This window comes from Pseudomonas sp. 25 R 14, assembly GCF_900004755.1.
In the GTDB taxonomy this organism is placed as follows: domain Bacteria; phylum Pseudomonadota; class Gammaproteobacteria; order Pseudomonadales; family Pseudomonadaceae; genus Aquipseudomonas; species Aquipseudomonas brenneri.
Genome location: NZ_CVTS01000049.1, coordinates 1 through 15398 on the forward strand (window position 1 = coordinate 1; position 15398 = coordinate 15398).

16 protein-coding genes and 1 pseudogene are annotated in these 15398 nt (G+C 61.5%); 6 read left to right on the plus strand and 11 right to left on the minus strand.

The genetic code is table 11. From position 1 onward, the window contains the following. Positions 1-459, minus strand: a pseudogene (locus BFQ03_RS16800) (cystathionine gamma-synthase); the annotation flags it as partial. Between the two features lie 303 nt (positions 460-762). Here BFQ03_RS16800 and BFQ03_RS16805 point away from each other — a divergent pair. From BFQ03_RS16805 to BFQ03_RS16820, 4 genes are read left to right on the plus strand one after another with little or no spacing between them, the layout of a single operon-like run. Beyond that, entirely contained in the window at positions 763-2160 is a 1398-nt protein-coding gene (locus BFQ03_RS16805; RefSeq protein WP_065943598.1) for a COG3014 family protein, read from the plus strand. Positions 2161-2170: 10 nt separating this feature from the next. Next, positions 2171-2539: a YcfL family putative periplasmic lipoprotein gene (locus BFQ03_RS16810; protein ID WP_065943599.1), complete on the plus strand. Its 369-nt coding sequence runs from the start codon at positions 2171-2173 to the stop codon at positions 2537-2539. 35 nt (positions 2540-2574) lie between these two features. Continuing rightward, entirely contained in the window at positions 2575-3162 is a 588-nt protein-coding gene (gene lpoB, locus BFQ03_RS16815; protein WP_032856934.1) for a penicillin-binding protein activator LpoB, read from the plus strand. 3 nt (positions 3163-3165) lie between these two features. Continuing rightward, a complete protein-coding gene (locus BFQ03_RS16820) occupies positions 3166-3906 on the plus strand; it encodes a penicillin-binding protein activator LpoB (RefSeq protein ID WP_065943600.1) in 741 nt (246 codons plus the stop codon). A 78-nt stretch (positions 3907-3984) separates the two neighbouring features. Here BFQ03_RS16820 and BFQ03_RS16825 read toward each other — a convergent pair whose 3' ends face one another. From BFQ03_RS16825 to BFQ03_RS16835, 3 genes are all read right to left on the minus strand, one after another. Then, positions 3985-4617: a LysE family transporter gene (locus BFQ03_RS16825; RefSeq protein ID WP_032856931.1), complete on the minus strand. Its 633-nt coding sequence runs from the start codon at positions 4615-4617 to the stop codon at positions 3985-3987. Positions 4618-4687: 70 nt separating this feature from the next. After that, positions 4688-5257, minus strand: a complete 570-nt coding sequence (locus tag BFQ03_RS16830; protein WP_032856930.1) for a mechanosensitive ion channel family protein — start codon at positions 5255-5257, stop codon at positions 4688-4690. Beyond that, positions 5257-7167 (minus strand): ATP-binding cassette domain-containing protein, encoded by a 1911-nt coding sequence (locus BFQ03_RS16835; protein ID WP_065943601.1) that lies wholly within the window; start codon positions 7165-7167, stop codon positions 5257-5259. Before BFQ03_RS16835 ends, BFQ03_RS16830 begins: the two co-directional genes overlap by 1 nt. A gap of 50 nt (positions 7168-7217) precedes the next feature. On the opposite strand from BFQ03_RS16835, the gene BFQ03_RS16840 reads away from it, so the two are divergent. After that, positions 7218-7682, plus strand: a complete 465-nt coding sequence (locus tag BFQ03_RS16840; RefSeq protein ID WP_032856926.1) for a TIGR02444 family protein — start codon at positions 7218-7220, stop codon at positions 7680-7682. Here the strand turns inward: BFQ03_RS16840 and BFQ03_RS29140 are convergent. After that, positions 7679-8863, minus strand: coding sequence for an AlgP family protein (locus tag BFQ03_RS29140; RefSeq protein WP_083204865.1), 1185 nt, complete (start codon positions 8861-8863; stop codon positions 7679-7681). The genes BFQ03_RS16840 and BFQ03_RS29140 overlap by 4 nt on opposite strands. A 192-nt stretch (positions 8864-9055) precedes the next feature. Here BFQ03_RS29140 and BFQ03_RS16855 point away from each other — a divergent pair, with 192 nt between their 5' ends. Next, positions 9056-9721 carry an FKBP-type peptidyl-prolyl cis-trans isomerase gene (locus tag BFQ03_RS16855; protein WP_032856921.1) on the plus strand — a complete coding sequence of 222 codons (666 nt, stop codon included), beginning with the start codon at positions 9056-9058 and terminating at the stop codon, positions 9719-9721. A 54-nt stretch (positions 9722-9775) separates the two neighbouring features. Here BFQ03_RS16855 and BFQ03_RS16860 read toward each other — a convergent pair whose 3' ends face one another. The 6 genes from BFQ03_RS16860 to hemC form a co-directional block, all read right to left on the minus strand. Then, the gene (locus BFQ03_RS16860) at positions 9776-10234 is read right to left on the minus strand and encodes an Rsd/AlgQ family anti-sigma factor (RefSeq protein WP_032856919.1); all 459 of its coding nucleotides are present in this window, start codon (positions 10232-10234) and stop codon (positions 9776-9778) included. 205 nt (positions 10235-10439) lie between these two features. Further along, positions 10440-10961, minus strand: a complete 522-nt coding sequence (locus tag BFQ03_RS16865) for a disulfide bond formation protein B (protein WP_032856918.1) — start codon at positions 10959-10961, stop codon at positions 10440-10442. 236 nt (positions 10962-11197) lie between these two features. Continuing rightward, the gene (locus tag BFQ03_RS16870; protein WP_032856917.1) at positions 11198-12439 is read right to left on the minus strand and encodes a heme biosynthesis protein HemY; all 1242 of its coding nucleotides are present in this window, start codon (positions 12437-12439) and stop codon (positions 11198-11200) included. Between the two features lie 5 nt (positions 12440-12444). Then, positions 12445-13557 (minus strand): uroporphyrinogen-III C-methyltransferase, encoded by a 1113-nt coding sequence (locus BFQ03_RS16875; RefSeq protein WP_032856915.1) that lies wholly within the window; start codon positions 13555-13557, stop codon positions 12445-12447. Positions 13558-13576: 19 nt separating this feature from the next. After that, a complete protein-coding gene (locus BFQ03_RS16880) occupies positions 13577-14344 on the minus strand; it encodes a uroporphyrinogen-III synthase (RefSeq protein WP_065943602.1) in 768 nt (255 codons plus the stop codon). Continuing rightward, positions 14341-15282, minus strand: coding sequence for a hydroxymethylbilane synthase (gene hemC / locus BFQ03_RS16885; protein ID WP_032856911.1), 942 nt, complete (start codon positions 15280-15282; stop codon positions 14341-14343). Before hemC ends, BFQ03_RS16880 begins: the two co-directional genes overlap by 4 nt. Between the last annotated feature and the right edge of the window lie 116 nt (positions 15283-15398).

The window sequence follows — 15398 nt, forward strand, 5'->3', positions numbered from 1 at the left end:
CGCCCCGGCGTCACCGTGGCACACCGAGCAATGCTGGGCGTACAGCGGCGCACCGCGGGTCGGGTCCGGGGTAATGGCCGGCGCCTGGCTGACTTCATAGGCCACCGCCAATTGCGCACCTAACTGCCGCGCCTGACGTGCGACTGCGTTGCCATCCTGGTGACGGGTGACGGCGGCCAACAGTTCATCGACGCCCTTGACCAGGCCTGCGCGCTCGGGCTTGTCCGGCAGCTCGGCCACCAACCCCTGCAATACACCGAGAAATTCCACCTGTTCCTGGTATTCGGACTCATCGACCACCTTGCCCGCCTCCACCGTCGGCGGATAGTCAGCGCCGATATAGTCCAGTAAATGCAGGGCCTGGGGCGCACCTTCTGCGGTGGCCGCCAGCAGATTGAAGCTGCACGACACCAACGCCGGCAACAACAGCCAGGCGAGAAAACGGGAGGGGGCAGTCATGAATGACTCTCAAATGGAAACAAGAAGTAACACATTGTCGAATTTTAATCGGTTTGACTCAAGGCGTTAGTGCTTTTCCCGCCGAAATGACGTGCTCCGATAGTGGCACAAGCCTTTCGCAATGGAGCTTAAAAGCCATTGTTTTGCCAGTAGCGCAGCCTATAATGCGCCGCCTTCGTTATCGCGAAACGGCATTTGTGCTCCTCTTTTTATGAGGAATATGTGGGAAAGGCTTTTCCTGCAATTGGTTATTCGGCCCGACCAGCCCCTTCGGCCGATTACGCTCAGGGAAGCAGCACCTCAATGGCATCTCGCGTCTTCATCTCCCTTGCTCTCGCCGCAGTTACGCTGCTGTCGGGTTGTTCGATGTTCCGCAGTTACGACACAGAACTGCAAGCCACCAACCAACAGTTGGCCAGCGGCAACGTCGACGGCGCATTGACCCTGCTGGAAAAAAACAACAGCCGCGACGACAAGGACCTTCTCTACTACTTCGAGAAAGGCGAATTGCTGCGCGCCAAGGGCGACCTGGCCGGCAGCCAGGCGGCCTGGCACCGGGCGGACCTGGCGGTGTACAAGTGGGAAGAGGCGGTCAAGTTCGACACCGAGCGCTACCTTTCGCAATTCGGCAGCTTCCTGGTCAATGACAAGGTGCGGCGCTACGAAGGCTATGACTACGAAAAAGTCATGCTCACCACCCAGATGGCGCTCAACCTGCTGGCGGTCAATGACTTCGACGGCGCCCGCACCGAGATCAAGAAAACCCACGAACGCGAAGCCGTGATCGCCGAGTTGCGGGACAAGGAATACCTCAAGCGCGAAAACGAGGCCGAACGCCAGGGCGTGGCCACGCAGTTCAAGGACCTGCGCGGCTATCCGGTAGAAAGCCTCGACGCGCCGGACGTGGTGGGCCTGAAGAACAGCTACCAGAGTGCGTTCAGCCATTACCTGGCCGGCTTCGTCTACGAAGCCCTGGGCGAAAAAGACCTGGCCGCGCCGGGCTATCGCAAGGCCGCCGAACTGCGCCCCAACACGCCGCTGCTGGAACAGGCCCTGCTCGATCTGGACGCCTCAGCCGTAGCGGCTGACGAAAGCGACGTGCTGATCGTGGTCCAGAGCGGCCTGGCGCCGGCGCGCGACTCGATCCGCCTGCCACTGCCAATCCCCATCGACGGGCATTGGGTGATCACACCGCTGTCGTTTCCGGTGATCAAGCCAGACACCTCGACAGCCACCTTCGCCCAGATCGGTGTCGATGGCCGGCAACAGAACCTCACAGCCCTCAACAGCACCACCGCCATGTCTCGCCGTGCCCTGCGCGACGATATGCCGGGGATCATCCTGCGCACCACCGTGCGCGCCATCAGCCGTGGCGTGACGCAAAAGAACCTGAACCAGACCAACCCAATGGCCGGCCTGGTACTGGGCATCGCCTCCGCTGTCACCGAGGGCGCCGATACCCGCACCTGGCGCACCCTGCCGGACATGACCCAGGTCGCACGCCTGCGCCTCAAGCATGGCGAGCACCAGGTGAGCCTGCCCAATGCCCTGGGCGGCACCCTGGTGACGGTCAAGGCCGAACAACGCCATCAGGTGATCACCTTGCGCGTGGTCGGCAACCAGGTATTCGCCAGCGGCCTGGCGGCCCATGTGGTCGCAAGCAACCCGGCCCAGGCTGTCGCCAGTCTCAAACAACCTTAAGGAGCACGTTATGCGTCATTTTATCCTCGGCGCCCTGGCGCTGGTCTTCCTCGCCGGTTGCGCCACCCCGCCGCCGGAGCCGGGCAGCGCCGCGAGCAAAGTCGTGGTGATGGGCAAGTTCAAGGGCATCGCCGTCGGCGCGATTCGCGTGGCTCGCGAGAACGGCTTCCTGACCACCAAGGTGCAACTGAGCAACATCACCAGCAGCAACCAGATGATGTATTACCGCTTCGCCTGGCTGGGCGCCGATGGCTTCCCGGTGGGCGATGAAGAAACCTGGAAAGTGCTGAACCTCTATGCCAACCAGGCCACCTTCCTGCCGGCCATCGCCAATCTGCCCCAGGCCGCCGATTTCCGCCTTGAAGTGAAAACGCCTTGAGTCTGCCCCCTATTCAGCTTTCGAGAGACTTTCCCATGCTTGCACGCTTTTCGTTCCTCGCCGTAGTCGCCGTCCTGGCCAGCGGTTGCGCCAACACCTCGCCGGTCATCGGCGGCAAAAACATCAGCTACGGCGATACCAAGGCCGTGGAACTGGTGACCAACGAGTTCGGCTCCACCGACTTGCAGATGATCGCCGAAAGCATGACCCGCTCCCTGGCGCAGTCCGGCATTCTCCAGGGCCGCCCGGTGGTGCAGGTGTATGACGTGAAGAACAAGACCAGCGAGTATATCGATACCCGCGAGATCACCACCTCGATCAAGACGCAGTTGATGAAAACCGGCACCGCCCGCTTCGCCAGCGACAACACCGATATGCAAAGCCAGGTTGACCAGCTCAAGCTGCAAAACCAGAGCGGCCTGTACAAGAAATCCACGGTCAGCAAGACCGGCAACATGATTGCCGCCAAGTACCGCCTGGAAGGCTCCATCAGTTCCATCGTCAAGCGCAGCGCCGACTACAAGGACGTGTTCTACAAGTTCAGCCTGCAACTGGTCGACGTCGAAAGCGGCCTGGCCGAATGGATGGACGAAAAAGAAATCCGCAAGACCACGGAGCGCTAAGCCATGCGCCTATGGATCGGCCTGCTCGGCCTGCTGTGCGCCTTTGGCGCCTCGGCGGCCCCCAAGATCGCCGTCACTGACCTGGCGTACGAAGCCCGCGTAGAGGAATACATCCACGCAGTCTCGGCCAGCAACAACTTCCAGGCCAGCGCCTATAACGCCAGCGGCGCCTCCAGCTACAGCGAGTTCGAAAGCCGCAGCAGCTACATCGAACAGGGCGAACTGCGCAAATTCAGCGGCGATATCAAGGGCGAGATTCTCAAGTCGCGCCAATTCCAACTGGTCCAGGGCACGCCCTACACCAGCGAAGCCAAGGGCGATGTGTACGACGTGATCAAGCGGATCAAGGCCGGCCACTTCAAGGGCGCGGACTATGTGCTGTTCGGCACCTTGTCGGACATCGACTTCACCCGGGACATCAACGCCCTGGATCGCACCAGCAGCTATTCGGCAGTGCTGGGGCTGAGCGTGGTGGCGGACTTCAGTCTGATCAACACCCGCACCTATGAAATCACCTCGGCGTTTACCGCCATGGGTGAGGGCCAGGACACCAAGCTGGTGAGCAGTCGTGATGTGCGCGTGAACCTGAACCGGCCACGGGTGGTGAGGGAAGTGTCGAAAGCCTTGGGTGAGGACGTGGCACGCCAGCTACAAGAGCAACTGGGCGGCGGCGATCAAGAGCCCGGCCAGCCGGCATTGCGCAACAACCTGCCAAGGGACGAAGCGCCGAAGATCCTGCGCTGAGCCTCAATGGCTCGGCTAGCACACATCAATGTGGGAGCTGGCTTGCCTGCTCCCACAGTTTTGATTGGGTTTATTCCGTCAGGCGGTGGCGCGGTGCAAGCTGGCCAGGAACGCCGCAGCGCCCACGAACAACCCGGCAAACGTGCGGTTCACGCGCTTCTGCTGCTTGGGCGTGCGCAACAGGCGCAACACTTTCGATGCCAACCCGGTGTAGCCGGCCATTACGATCATATCCACGCCGATCATCGTCGCGCCGAGGATCAGGTACTGGATCAGCAGCGGCGCCTGCGGGTTCACGAACTGCGGCAGTACCGCCAGCATGAAGACCAGGGCCTTGGGGTTGCTGGCGTTCACCAGAAAACCACGGAACATCATCGCCATGGGCTTGCCAATAGGGCGCACGGCAGCGTCATCGGTCATATCCATGGGCAAGGCACGCCATTGCTTGACGGCCAGGTACACGAGGTAGGCCACGCCGAACCATTTGATCGCGTAGAAGGCGGTAGACGATGCCGCAAGCACTGCCCCAAGGCCGCCGGCAACCACAGCAATCTGCATCGCCAAGCCCAGCTGCAGGCCGATGGCGTTCCAGTAACCGCGCACAAAGCCGTATTGCAGGCCACTGGACATCGAAGCGATGGCACCCGCACCGGGAGAGAGACTGATGATCCAACTGGCCAGGAAAAAGGCCAGCCATGTGTCGAGCGCCATTACACACCTCGTAGCAAATTCGTTGTGAGCACTAAGCTAACTCCGAGGGCCGAGGGCTGGCTAGAGAATTTTAAGGCAGGGGGCTGATATCGCTGCCGCGCCAGCGGCGTACCGCGCGCTGGAAGAACAGGCTGTTGGGCACTTGCACCACAGCGCTGTCGGTACCCGCCTCAGCCACTTCGATCAGCGTGGTGTAAAGCAGGTTGATCGCGATCACCCGGCCTTTGACGCCCGGCTTGTCGACGGTATCCACCAACTCGACCACATCACCCAGGCGAAACGGCCCGACGGTGAAAATCAAAATCGCACACAGCAGGTTGGACAACACCGACCACATGGCAAAGAACGCCACGGCCGCCACGGCCACAAAGCCTGACAGTGCGGTCCACAGCACAGTGGCCGAAACCCCCAGGCGTTCGAGGACAAAGATCAGCGCACTGCCCATGATCAGCCAGCGCAGACCACCACGCAGCGGCATCAGCAGTTGCGGCGGGAACGGGTAGCGCTCGCCCAGGCGCGTCAGGCCCTTGGCGACAAAACGCTGGGTCAGGTAGCCCGCCAGCAGGATCAACAGGATTTGCACGCCAACCCAGATCGGTTCGATCCATTGCGCCGGCAGTGGCAGTTGCAAGGCTTCCATCAGGACAGCGCCTCCAGCTCCGCTTGCAGACCTTCCAGCAATTCGAGGGCTTCCATCCAGGTTTCCTCCAGTTGCCCTTCGCGCACCTTGAGCTTGGCCTGTTCGGCCAGCAGGTCGCGCAGTTCATCCTTGCGTGCCGCTTCGTACACGGCGCTGTCACCGAGGCTGGCCTCGATCTTGGCCAGGCGCTCGTGGACTTTGCCCAACTCGGCTTCCAGTTTGTCGGCTTCACGCTTGTGCGGCGCCAGTTGCTGACGCAGCGCAGCAGCGGCCTGGCGCTGGGCTTTCTTGTCGGTCTTGTCCGGGTTGACCGGGGTGTTGCTGACTGGCGCGTTACGCAGGCGATACTCGGTCAACCAACGGGCGTAGTCGTCCAGGTCACCATCGAACTCTTCGACTTTGCCATCGGCCACCAGCAGGAAGTTATCAGTGGTGCTCTTGAGCAAGTGGCGGTCGTGAGACACCACCAGTACCGCACCACTGAATTCCTGCAGGGCCATGGTCAGCGCCAGGCGCATTTCCAGGTCCAGGTGGTTGGTCGGTTCGTCGAGCAGCAGCAGGTTCGGCCGGTCCCAGGCGATCAGCGCCAGGGCCAGGCGGGCCTTTTCGCCGCCGGAGAAATTCAGCACCGGCTCGTCGATGCGCGCGCCACGGAAGTCGAAACCACCGAGGAAGTCGCGCAGGGTCTGCTCGCGCTCGGTCGGCGCCAGGCGCTGCAAATGCAACAGCGGGCTGGCCTTGGCGTCGAGGGAGTCCAACTGATGCTGGGCGAAGTAGCCCACCACCAGGTTCTCGCCACGGGTCAGGCGGCCGGCCAGGGGTTGCAGCTCACCGGAAAGATTTTTGATCAGCGTCGACTTGCCCGCGCCGTTAGGCCCGAGCAAACCAATGCGCGCACCCGGGGTGAGCTGCAGCTTGACCTTCTCCAGGATGGTTTTGTCGCCATAACCCAGGCGTGCATCCGAGAGGTCGAGCAAGGGGCTGGAGATTTTCACCGATTCGCGGAACACGAAGTCGAACGGCGAATCGACGTGGGCCGCCGACAGTTCTTCCATGCGCTCCAGGGCCTTGATCCGGCTCTGGGCCTGGCGGGCCTTGGTGGCCTGGGCCTTGAACCGGGCGATATAACTTTCCATGTGCGCCCGCTGCGCCTGCTGCTTCTCGAAGGCCTGTTGTTGCTGGGCCAGGCGTTCGGCACGGGCACGCTCGAATGCCGAGTAACCACCGCGATAGAGGGTGATTTTTTTCTGTTCGACATGGGCGATGTTATCGACCACGGCGTCGAGGAAGTCCCGGTCGTGGGAAATCAGCAGCAAGGTGCCTTGGTAGTTCTTGAGAAAATCTTCCAGCCACAGGATCGCATCGAGGTCCAAGTGGTTGGTCGGTTCGTCGAGCAGCAACAGGTCCGACGGGCACATCAGGGCCTGGGCCAGGTTCAGGCGCATGCGCCAGCCACCGGAGAAGTCGGCGACCGGGCGATCCATCTGTTCATTGGTGAACCCGAGGCCGGCGAGCATCTTGCGCGCGCGGGCGTCGGCGGTGTAGCCGTCGGCACTGTCGAGTTCCGAGTGCAGGCGAGCCTGAGCGGCACCGTCCTGGGCTTTCTCGGCCTCGGCCAAGTCGTGTTGCACCTGGCGCAGGCGCAGGTCGCCATCGAGCACGTAGTCGATCGCGATGCGGTCCAGGGTGTCGATCTCCTGGCGCATATGAGCGATACGCCAGTCGGCTGGCAGCAGGCAGTCCCCGGAATCCGGGGTCAGCTCACCGAGCAACAGGGCGAACAACGTGGATTTGCCGGCGCCATTGGCACCGATCAGGCCGGCTTTGTGACCGGCGTGCAGGGTCAGCTCGGCGTCTTCAAGAAGACGTTGCGGGCCACGCTGTAATGTTAGGCTTTGAAGTCGGATCATAATGGCGGCGGAGTCTACCAGCTTCGTTGGCCGCTGGCTTGGGTGTGAATATGTGCGCTGACCTGTGGAGCTTTGCTCTTTCGACCTACGCCCGTGCGGGCGTGGAAGACACGTGCCTGCGCTTGCAGGAACAAGGGACGGATGTGTGCCTGTTGTTGTGTGGGCTGTGGCTGGAGCAACGCGGGGCCGTACCTGAGCCTGAACGTGTGCGGGCGCTGCGAACAATTGCCGAGCCCTGGCAGGTAACCGTAGTGGAGCCCTTGCGCAAGGTACGCAAGCAATGGCGCGCTATGGCGCAGCAGGATGCCGGGCTGGGAGCGTTGCGCGAGCAGGTCAAGGCCCTGGAACTGGAAGCCGAACGGCAGTTGCTGTTACGTCTGGAGGCGTTGGCACAGGCTTGGCCAACGGGAGGAAGCGCCACGGATCAGAAATGGCTTGAAGGACTGGCGACCGAGGCCGCCAACCTCGACCACGGCGCGCTGCATCAACTGCGCGCCGCGGCCACCGGCACTTAGGAAGCGCTGGTTGGGGTGGTGCCTGGTGCTACCGGGGCAGACGTGCTGCTGGCCGGTGCAGTTGTAGCGGCTGGAGCGGCAGGGGTCGCTGGTTTGGCAGCAGCTGGCGCTGGCGCTGGTTTGGCGGCTGGTTTCGCAGCAACAGGTTTGGCAGCTGGCTTGGCAGCAGCAGGTTTGGCAGCCGGCTTGGCGGCTGGTTTCGCGACAGCAGCTTTAGCAACTGGCTTGGCGGCTGGTTTCGCGGCAGCAGCTTTAGCAACTGGCTTGGCGGCTGGTTTCGCGGCAGCAGCTTTAGCAACTGGCTTGGCGGCTGGTTTCGCAGCAGCAGTTTTAGCAGCAGGCTTGGCGGCTGGTTTCGCGGCAGCGGTTTTAGCAGCGGGCTTGGCGGCTGGTTTTGCGGCAGCAGTTTTAGCAGCGGGCTTGGCGGCTGGTTTTGCGGCAGCGGTTTTAGCAGCGGGCTTGGCGGCTGGTTTCGCGGCAGCCGTTTTAGCAACTGGCTTGGCGGCTGGTTTTGCGGCAGCAGTTTTAGCAACTGGCTTGGCGGCTGGTTTCGCAGCAGCGGTTTTAGCAGCTGGCTTGGCGGCTGGTTTTGCGGCAGCAGTTTTAGCAACTGGCTTGGCGGCTGGTTTCGCAGCAGCGGTTTTAGCAGTTGGCTTGGCGGCTGGTTTCGCAGCAGCGGTTTTAGCAGCTGGCTTGGCGGCTGGTTTCACAGGCGCTTTTTTAGCAGCAGGCTTGGCCGCAACTTTAGCCGGTGCCTTGGCAGCAACTGCCTTGGCCGGTGTACGAGTGCTCAACACTTTAGCCACCGCTTCTTTCACGCGACCAACGCCCTGCGCCAGTTTCAGGCTCTCTTGGGCATCGCGCTTGAGTTGAAGGATGTAGGTGCGGGTTTCGGATTGACGATCCTTGAGGGCATCGAGCAAGTCCTCAAGTTCTTTTACGGCGCCCTTGGCTTTGGTTTGTGCCTTGGCTTTGCCGGCGGTCGCGGCATCTTGCAGTTTGGTGCGGGATTTATGCAGTTTTTCCTGAGCCTTGCCGCGTTGCTTTTCCAGCTTGGCGAGCAATTTCTCTGCATCAGCCAAGGCTTGTGAGCAAGCGCTTTCCAAATGTTCGAGCAGGCTGCCCGAGAGTTGTTGGAGCAAGTGCAACGGGGTATTAACAGGCTTCTGTTTGGCCGACATGGTTTACCTCCTGGCTGACGTGGGTGCGGCTCATACTAGCCCTCTGCTCTTACCGCCGCTAGGGCATGTTGACAGTATCGAATGCGTTGCGTTGCACCGCACAGAAATTCTTATCGATATAACGAAAAACCACTCCGTTATTTACCCCTCCACACTGGCATAATCCACCGCACTTTCGGCTGGAGAATACCCATGTCGCGTTACCTTTTTTTCATCCTGGGTTTGTCGCTTTCAGTGGCCAACGCGAGTGAGCCGGCGGCGTCCAAAGACAGCCACGACCTGGCCTACAGCCTGGGCGCCAGCCTGGGTGAACGCCTGCGCCAGGAAGTTCCCGACCTGCAGATACAGGCCTTGCTCGACGGCCTCAAACAAGCCTATCAAGGCAAGCCCCTGGCACTGGATGACGCACGCATCGAACAGATTCTGGCCCAGCACGAAGCGCAGGCAAGCATCGAGTCACAGGTGCCGCAAAGCGAAAAGGCACTGGCCGCCGAACAGAAATTTCTCAGCACGGAAAAAGCCAAGTCCGGCGTGCGTGAATTGGCTGACGGCATCCTGCTCACCGAACTGACTCCCGGCAGCGGGAAAAAACCGGGCGCCAATGACCGTGTGCAAGTGAAGTATGTTGGACGATTGCCCGATGGGACGATTTTCGATCAGAGCACGCAGCCCCAATGGTTTCGCCTGGACAGCGTGATCAGCGGCTGGCAAAGCGCGCTGCAACAGATGCCGGTAGGCGCAAAATGGCGCCTGGTGATTCCTTCTGCACAGGCCTATGGCGCAGACGGTGCGGGCCAGTTGATCGCACCTTACACACCACTGGTTTTCGAGATTGAGTTGCTCGCCACAGGTGCCTGAACCCAACGAAAAACGGTGCGCCATGCGCACCGTTTTATGTCTTGCCGCCGGGGCTCAAGCCTGGGTTGCAGGCTCTTCCTTGTGGGCGTTGTGCAGCACTTCGATCAGGCAGTCTTCCAGCTCGAAACGCTCATGGAGCAGGCCGCCAAGCTCTTTGAATTTCGCGGCAACGCACTCGCCCTTGTCACAGAGGTCGTTGAAGGCGAGGAGCTTTTCGGTGATGACATCAATGCGCGGGTAAATGGTCTCGGCCAATTCCAGGCCACGTTGGTCATCGAAAGCCTCGGCCTCCTTGGTCAGTTGCTCATAGACCCCGAAGTGCCCTGCCGAAACGTAATCCACCAGCACTCCACAGAATTCCTGCAAAGGCCCACGGTTCTCAGCCAACGCCTCAGGCTTCTCGCCAAGCGCATCAAAGGAGCGGACCAGTTCGTGACGTGCCTTCAACCAGCTATCGATCAGCTTGTGCACACCACCCCAGCGTTCCTGAGCATTCTGACAACTTTCCAACATGATGATCTCTTCCCTTATGGGCGGTGCCGCTTTTGCCCGCGCAACACTTCGAGGATAAAGCGGCAACCGGACAACGCCGCATCGAACAAACTGTTTCAATAACGCGTGCGGGCCAGATTATGCCCGCATGACTATGGCTTCAAGGTACGCAGACCAGAAAGTTCATACAAGTGTTTAATCCCTTCCTACGCCCCAACACACCCAATCAGTGCTTCACGAACCGCAAACCCTGACCGGACAACAAGCGGGAAAACTGCGTTGCCCCCAGTATCAGCATGGCCACGAAGAACAGCAGGCTCCATTCCGGAATGCTCAGGTCGAACAACGTCCAGTTGATTTCCACACAGTCGACGGTGCCCTTGAATGCCAATTGCAGAGCTTGCCCCAGCGACAGGTTATCGATCATGTACTCCAGGCTTGGCCAGCAGTTGGGCATCTGGTCAGGGGGGATGTTCTGCAATAACACCTGGCGCACCGCCGTCACTGCACCGAGCAACGCACACCCCGTGCTCGCCGCCCAATACAGGTAAATGCCTACACGCCTGGGGCCATGGATCGCTGCTATCAGGTTGATCAGCGTGAACACCGCCAACAGGCTGCGCTGGATCAGGCACAGGAAACAAGGTCGCAAAAGAGCCCCGTATTCCAGATAAAAAGACGCGCCCAACGTCAACACACCGGCCATGAACGCCAGGAAGAACAAGGAGCGTGAGGGGGCCAAAGACATTGTTTATCCGCAACGCAAGAGATAGGTAGTTACGGTAGAGGAAAGACCTTACCCCTTTCAATACGCGCTGGAGCAGACGCTTCCGCGAGATTGCAGGGATATCCCGTCAGAGGGCAGGTAACTTTACGCGGTGCCGTGTGGGAAACCACCTCAAGCCCCTGAAGCCCGCAAAACCGAAGGATTTTGAAGAGTTGGTTGCCAGATGCTTCTGAGCCAACCCTTCAAAATATCCTACGTTAAACCCGGGCAGGCACCGGTAGCGGTGAAGCCAGCAGGCGACTGTCCAACAGACCCAGGCCCTCCTGGAACAGTTGATTACTGCGCTCGGTATCACCCAACTGCGCCAGCAACCGCGCCAACTCGGCACAGGCCTCGGGGTTGCGTTGCACCTGCAGGCTGCTTTCCAGATAGTCCCGCGCCTTGCCCCACAAACTGTTTTGCAGGCAGAGCCGACCCAGCGTCAGCAACAGGCTGGCATCCCCCGGATGGTCCTTGAGCCAGCCTTCGGCGAATTTCAACTGGCGGGCCGGATCCCCACCGCGCAGCAGGCCATACAAGCGGATCAGGTGACTGTCGTAACCGCGCTTGATCGCGCCACGCAAAGCCTCCTCGGCCTTGGTATCGGCGCCCAGTTGACGCAATTGTTCGGCATAAGCCAGCACCAGTTGCGGCTCCTGGCGCTGGGCCGAGGTCAATTGCTGCCAGGCCCGCTCAAGGGATTGCAGGCCGGCTTCACCGTGCTCTTCGCGCTGGACGGCCAGGCTCAGGTTTTCACCCCAGGCCCGGCGCTCCAGATCCGCCAGCTCGGTGGCGGGCAGTACTTTATCCTTGCGCAGTTCCGGCAATAACCGGATCACCGAGGACCAGTCACCCCGCTGCTGGTGCAAGCGCTGGAGCTGACGCAACACCTGGGCGTTGTGCGGATGGCGCTCATGCATGGCCTGTAGCGTCACCAGGGCGGCATCCGTGTCGCCACGGTCCATCTGCAACTGTGCATGGCTCAAAGCAATGGCCAACTCGGCCTGGGGCTGACGCTCCAGGGCACGCTCCAGCAAGCTGTCAGACTCTTCATAACGCCCCTGCTCGTTGGCTGCCCGGGCCGCACCAAGGTAATACAGCAAGGGTTGGCGCTCAGCTTGCGCAGCACGGTGCAAATGCCGCTCCGCACTGGCCCAACGCCCTTCCGCCAGGTCCATCTGACCCTGTTCGATAGCCACCTGCACCCGCCGGCTACGGTTGCGCCGCGACCAGGGATTGACCACGCCACCGGAGGTCGTCACCAGGCCCAGCAGCACCCGCAGCAGGTAGATCGCCAGACCGACGACAAACACCGCCACCAGGGTCGACCACAGGCCAGACTCGTAATGCAGCACATGGGGATAGCTGATCAGCACATAGCCGGTGTGTTTCGAGATGCCCACCGCCAGCGCCAGGGCGAGCGCAATCGCCAGCACGAGGATCACATAGAAACGCTTCATCGGCGTTACTCCTGGGTCGCCGGCTTACCGGCGGAAGCCTTGGCTTCGTCGGCAGACAGATGGCGGCGTTCAAGGTAAGCCTGCACCGCAGACAAACTCGCGGCGAGGTCCGGGGTCACCACCGAGACGGCCTTGGGCTCAAGCTCGGTGATGCGCGCCAGCATGGCCTGGCTTTGCGGGTTGTCCTGGTTGAAGTTGCCCTGCAACACACTGCGGGCCTCGCCCAATGCGCGGGCGTACACCGCTGGCTCGCCATTGAGCGCAGCCCATTGGGCTTGCTCAAGCGCCAGGCTCAGGGCCAGTCGCACCTGGTTCAGGCCTTGGCCTGCCAGCAGCGGACGGATGTTGTCGTCGGGGTTGAAATCGATGCGGAAGTAGCGGGAAATCTGCTCCCACCATTGGCTCCAGCGACTGTCCGTATCGGTAGTCGGGCGGCCCTGTGCGGTTTCTTGAAGCTGGAACTCCGGGGAAACGGCTGCCAACTGCACCACCTGGTCACGCAAGGCAGCCAACTGCAAGTACAGCCCGGTACGATCCGGCTGCTCGACACTGCGCAACGCCACCAGGCTCTTGGCCAACTGCTCACGGGCGGCGTAGGAGCCGGGGTCGCTCTGCTCACGCAGGATCTCATCGGCGCCCTGCACCAGCGCCTGGGCACTGTTGATGTCCTGCAGCGCTGACAGGCGCAGGCTGGCCAGACGCAACAAGTGCTCGGCCTCAGCCAGGCGCCAATCCTTGCGGCTGGCGCCCAGGACGGTTTCCAAACGCTGGTTCAGGCGTTGCTGGTCGCCCTGCAACTGCGCCACCAACCGACGGCGCTCCTCCAACTCATCAGCGCCCGGCAATTGTGCCAGGCGTGCGGCCAACTGCTGTTGTGCCTGCTTGATGCCCTGGGCTTGTTCGTCCAGGGTCTGTACCTGGCCAAACTGCTGCTGGCTGCTGGCTTGCAGGGCCCGGACCTGCCAGATCCCCCAGCCGCCGGCCGCAACACCTGCGGCACCGAGCAACAAGGCGAGGACCGCCAGGCCGTTACCACGGCGAGGCGCAGTGACCGGGGTCTCAACAGGCGCATCAAGCGCAGGCTGAGCTTCATCTTTAGGCAAGGCTGTTTCGCTCACGTGTCCATCCTTTGCGTTATTAGAGAGTGGGAACGGGCTGGCTCCGTAACGCCACTAGCAAAGCCGCGGCACTGGCACCGCGACAATCCACAACTGTTTCCGCGCCCGCCGCCCGCGCCATTTCGGCGACGCGTGGACTGGGCACGAACAACGGCAACTGTGCCACGCGTGGCCAATCGGCGCCGGCGAGCGCTTGCAGATGTAAAAAACCCTGCCCACTGCTGACCACCACGCCGTTCAAGCGTTCCACTTCAATGCGCTGCATCAGCACACCGGTGTCGTAGGCCGGAAGAAAACGACGATACAACTCCAGATAATCGACACTAGCACCTTGGCCGCGTAAACGCTCAGCCAGCAACTCGCGCCCACCCTGCCCGCGCAGGATCAAGACACGGGCAGCGTCGACAGCGACAGCCTCGCGCAACCTGGGCAAAGCAAGCAAGGCCTCGCTGTCATCCCCAAGCTCGGGGTAACTCACGTCCAGGCCATGCTCGGCCAGGACCTGGGCTGTTGCCGCACCGACGCTGAACCACGGCAAGCTCGGCACCGCTGGCGCGTATCGGTCGAGCAATTGCAGCGCCAGGCGCGCGGCCGGCTTGCTCACGACGATCACTGCGCAATAGCGATCCAGGTCCTGGAAAACCACCGAGTGTTCGCCAGCAAAGGGCAAGGCTTCGGTTTCCAGCAACGCCAGGCTGCTGCTGAAGATACCGGCATCAGACAGCGACACCGCCAGGGCTGCCGATTCCTCCGCAGGCCGTGTCAGCAGCACACGCCAGCCGGTCACTGCGGACCGGCCTCGCCATAGACTTTTTGCAGAATGGCACCGGCGCCTTTTGCCAGGAGTTCTTCGGCCACCTGGACACCCAGGTTCGCGGCGTCGGCTTGTGGCCCGCGGATTTCGGCAGTGAGCAGCAAGCCGCCGTCGGGGTCGCCCACCAGGCCGCGCAGCCAGAGGTTATCGCCCTCAAGCACCGCGTAACAGGCGATCGGCACCTGGCAACCACCGTTGAGGTGTTTGTTCAAGGCACGCTCGGCGGTGACGCGAATTTCGGTTTGCTGGTGATCCAGAGGCTTGAGCAGCGCCTGGATTTCGCGGTCAGCGGTGCGGCATTCGATACCGACGGCACCCTGGCCACCCGCAGGCAGGCTGTCCTCGACACTGATGGCCGAGGTGATGCGATCCTCAAAACCCAGGCGGATCAGGCCGGCTGCAGCCAGGATGATCGCGTCGTACTCGCCGGCATCCAGCTTGGCCAGGCGAGTGTTGACGTTGCCCCGCAGGAAACGGATTTGCAGGTCTGGGCGGCGGGTCAGCAGTTGCGCCTGGCGACGCAGGCTGGAGGTGCCGACGATGCTGCCCAGCGGCAGCTCATCCAGGGAGGCGTAGGTATTGGACACGAAGGCATCACGCGGGTCTTCACGCTCGCAGATGCAATACAGGCCCAGGCCCTCAGGAAAATCCATCGGCACGTCTTTCATCGAGTGCACGGCGATGTCGGCTTCATTCTCCAACAGGGCGGTTTCCAGCTCCTTGACGAACAGGCCCTTGCCACCGATTTTCGACAGCGGCGAGTCGAGCAGCTTGTCGCCGCGACTGACCATGGGTACCAGGGACACCGTGAGGCCCGGATGGGCCTGCTCAAGGCGGGCTTTGACGTATTCGGCCTGCCACAAGGCCAGGGCGCTTTTACGGGTGGCGATGCGGATTTCGCGAGAGGACATGGATCAATCCGTACTGAATAGATACGGCAGATAATAACAGCTCAGGCACAAGCGCCTTGATTTGAATCAGCAAGTGCGGGGCCTCCCTGGCCGCATCGCACCGGGATATGGGACAT

Bases quoted from the DNA above. Each gene is read 5' to 3' on its own strand.
- BFQ03_RS16865 (WP_032856918.1), bottom strand. From the start codon at position 10,961: ATGTCTTTGGCCCCCTCACGCTCCTTGTTCTTCCTGGCGTTCATGGCC.
- BFQ03_RS16825 (WP_032856931.1), bottom strand. From the start codon at position 4,617: ATGGCGCTCGACACATGGCTGGCCTTTTTCCTGGCCAGTTGGATCATC.
- BFQ03_RS16840 (WP_032856926.1), top strand. From the start codon at position 7,218: ATGTGCGCTGACCTGTGGAGCTTTGCTCTTTCGACCTACGCCCGTGCG.
- BFQ03_RS16810 (WP_065943599.1), top strand. From the start codon at position 2,171: ATGCGTCATTTTATCCTCGGCGCCCTGGCGCTGGTCTTCCTCGCCGGT.
- lpoB (WP_032856934.1), top strand. From the start codon at position 2,575: ATGCTTGCACGCTTTTCGTTCCTCGCCGTAGTCGCCGTCCTGGCCAGC.
- BFQ03_RS16820 (WP_065943600.1), top strand. From the start codon at position 3,166: ATGCGCCTATGGATCGGCCTGCTCGGCCTGCTGTGCGCCTTTGGCGCC.
- BFQ03_RS16835 (WP_065943601.1), bottom strand. From the start codon at position 7,167: ATGATCCGACTTCAAAGCCTAACATTACAGCGTGGCCCGCAACGTCTT.
- BFQ03_RS16805 (WP_065943598.1), top strand. From the start codon at position 763: ATGGCATCTCGCGTCTTCATCTCCCTTGCTCTCGCCGCAGTTACGCTG.
- BFQ03_RS16830 (WP_032856930.1), bottom strand. From the start codon at position 5,257: ATGGAAGCCTTGCAACTGCCACTGCCGGCGCAATGGATCGAACCGATC.
- BFQ03_RS16860 (WP_032856919.1), bottom strand. From the start codon at position 10,234: ATGTTGGAAAGTTGTCAGAATGCTCAGGAACGCTGGGGTGGTGTGCAC.
- hemC (WP_032856911.1), bottom strand. From the start codon at position 15,282: ATGTCCTCTCGCGAAATCCGCATCGCCACCCGTAAAAGCGCCCTGGCC.
- BFQ03_RS16870 (WP_032856917.1), bottom strand. From the start codon at position 12,439: ATGAAGCGTTTCTATGTGATCCTCGTGCTGGCGATTGCGCTCGCCCTG.
- BFQ03_RS16855 (WP_032856921.1), top strand. From the start codon at position 9,056: ATGTCGCGTTACCTTTTTTTCATCCTGGGTTTGTCGCTTTCAGTGGCC.
- BFQ03_RS29140 (WP_083204865.1), bottom strand. From the start codon at position 8,863: ATGTCGGCCAAACAGAAGCCTGTTAATACCCCGTTGCACTTGCTCCAA.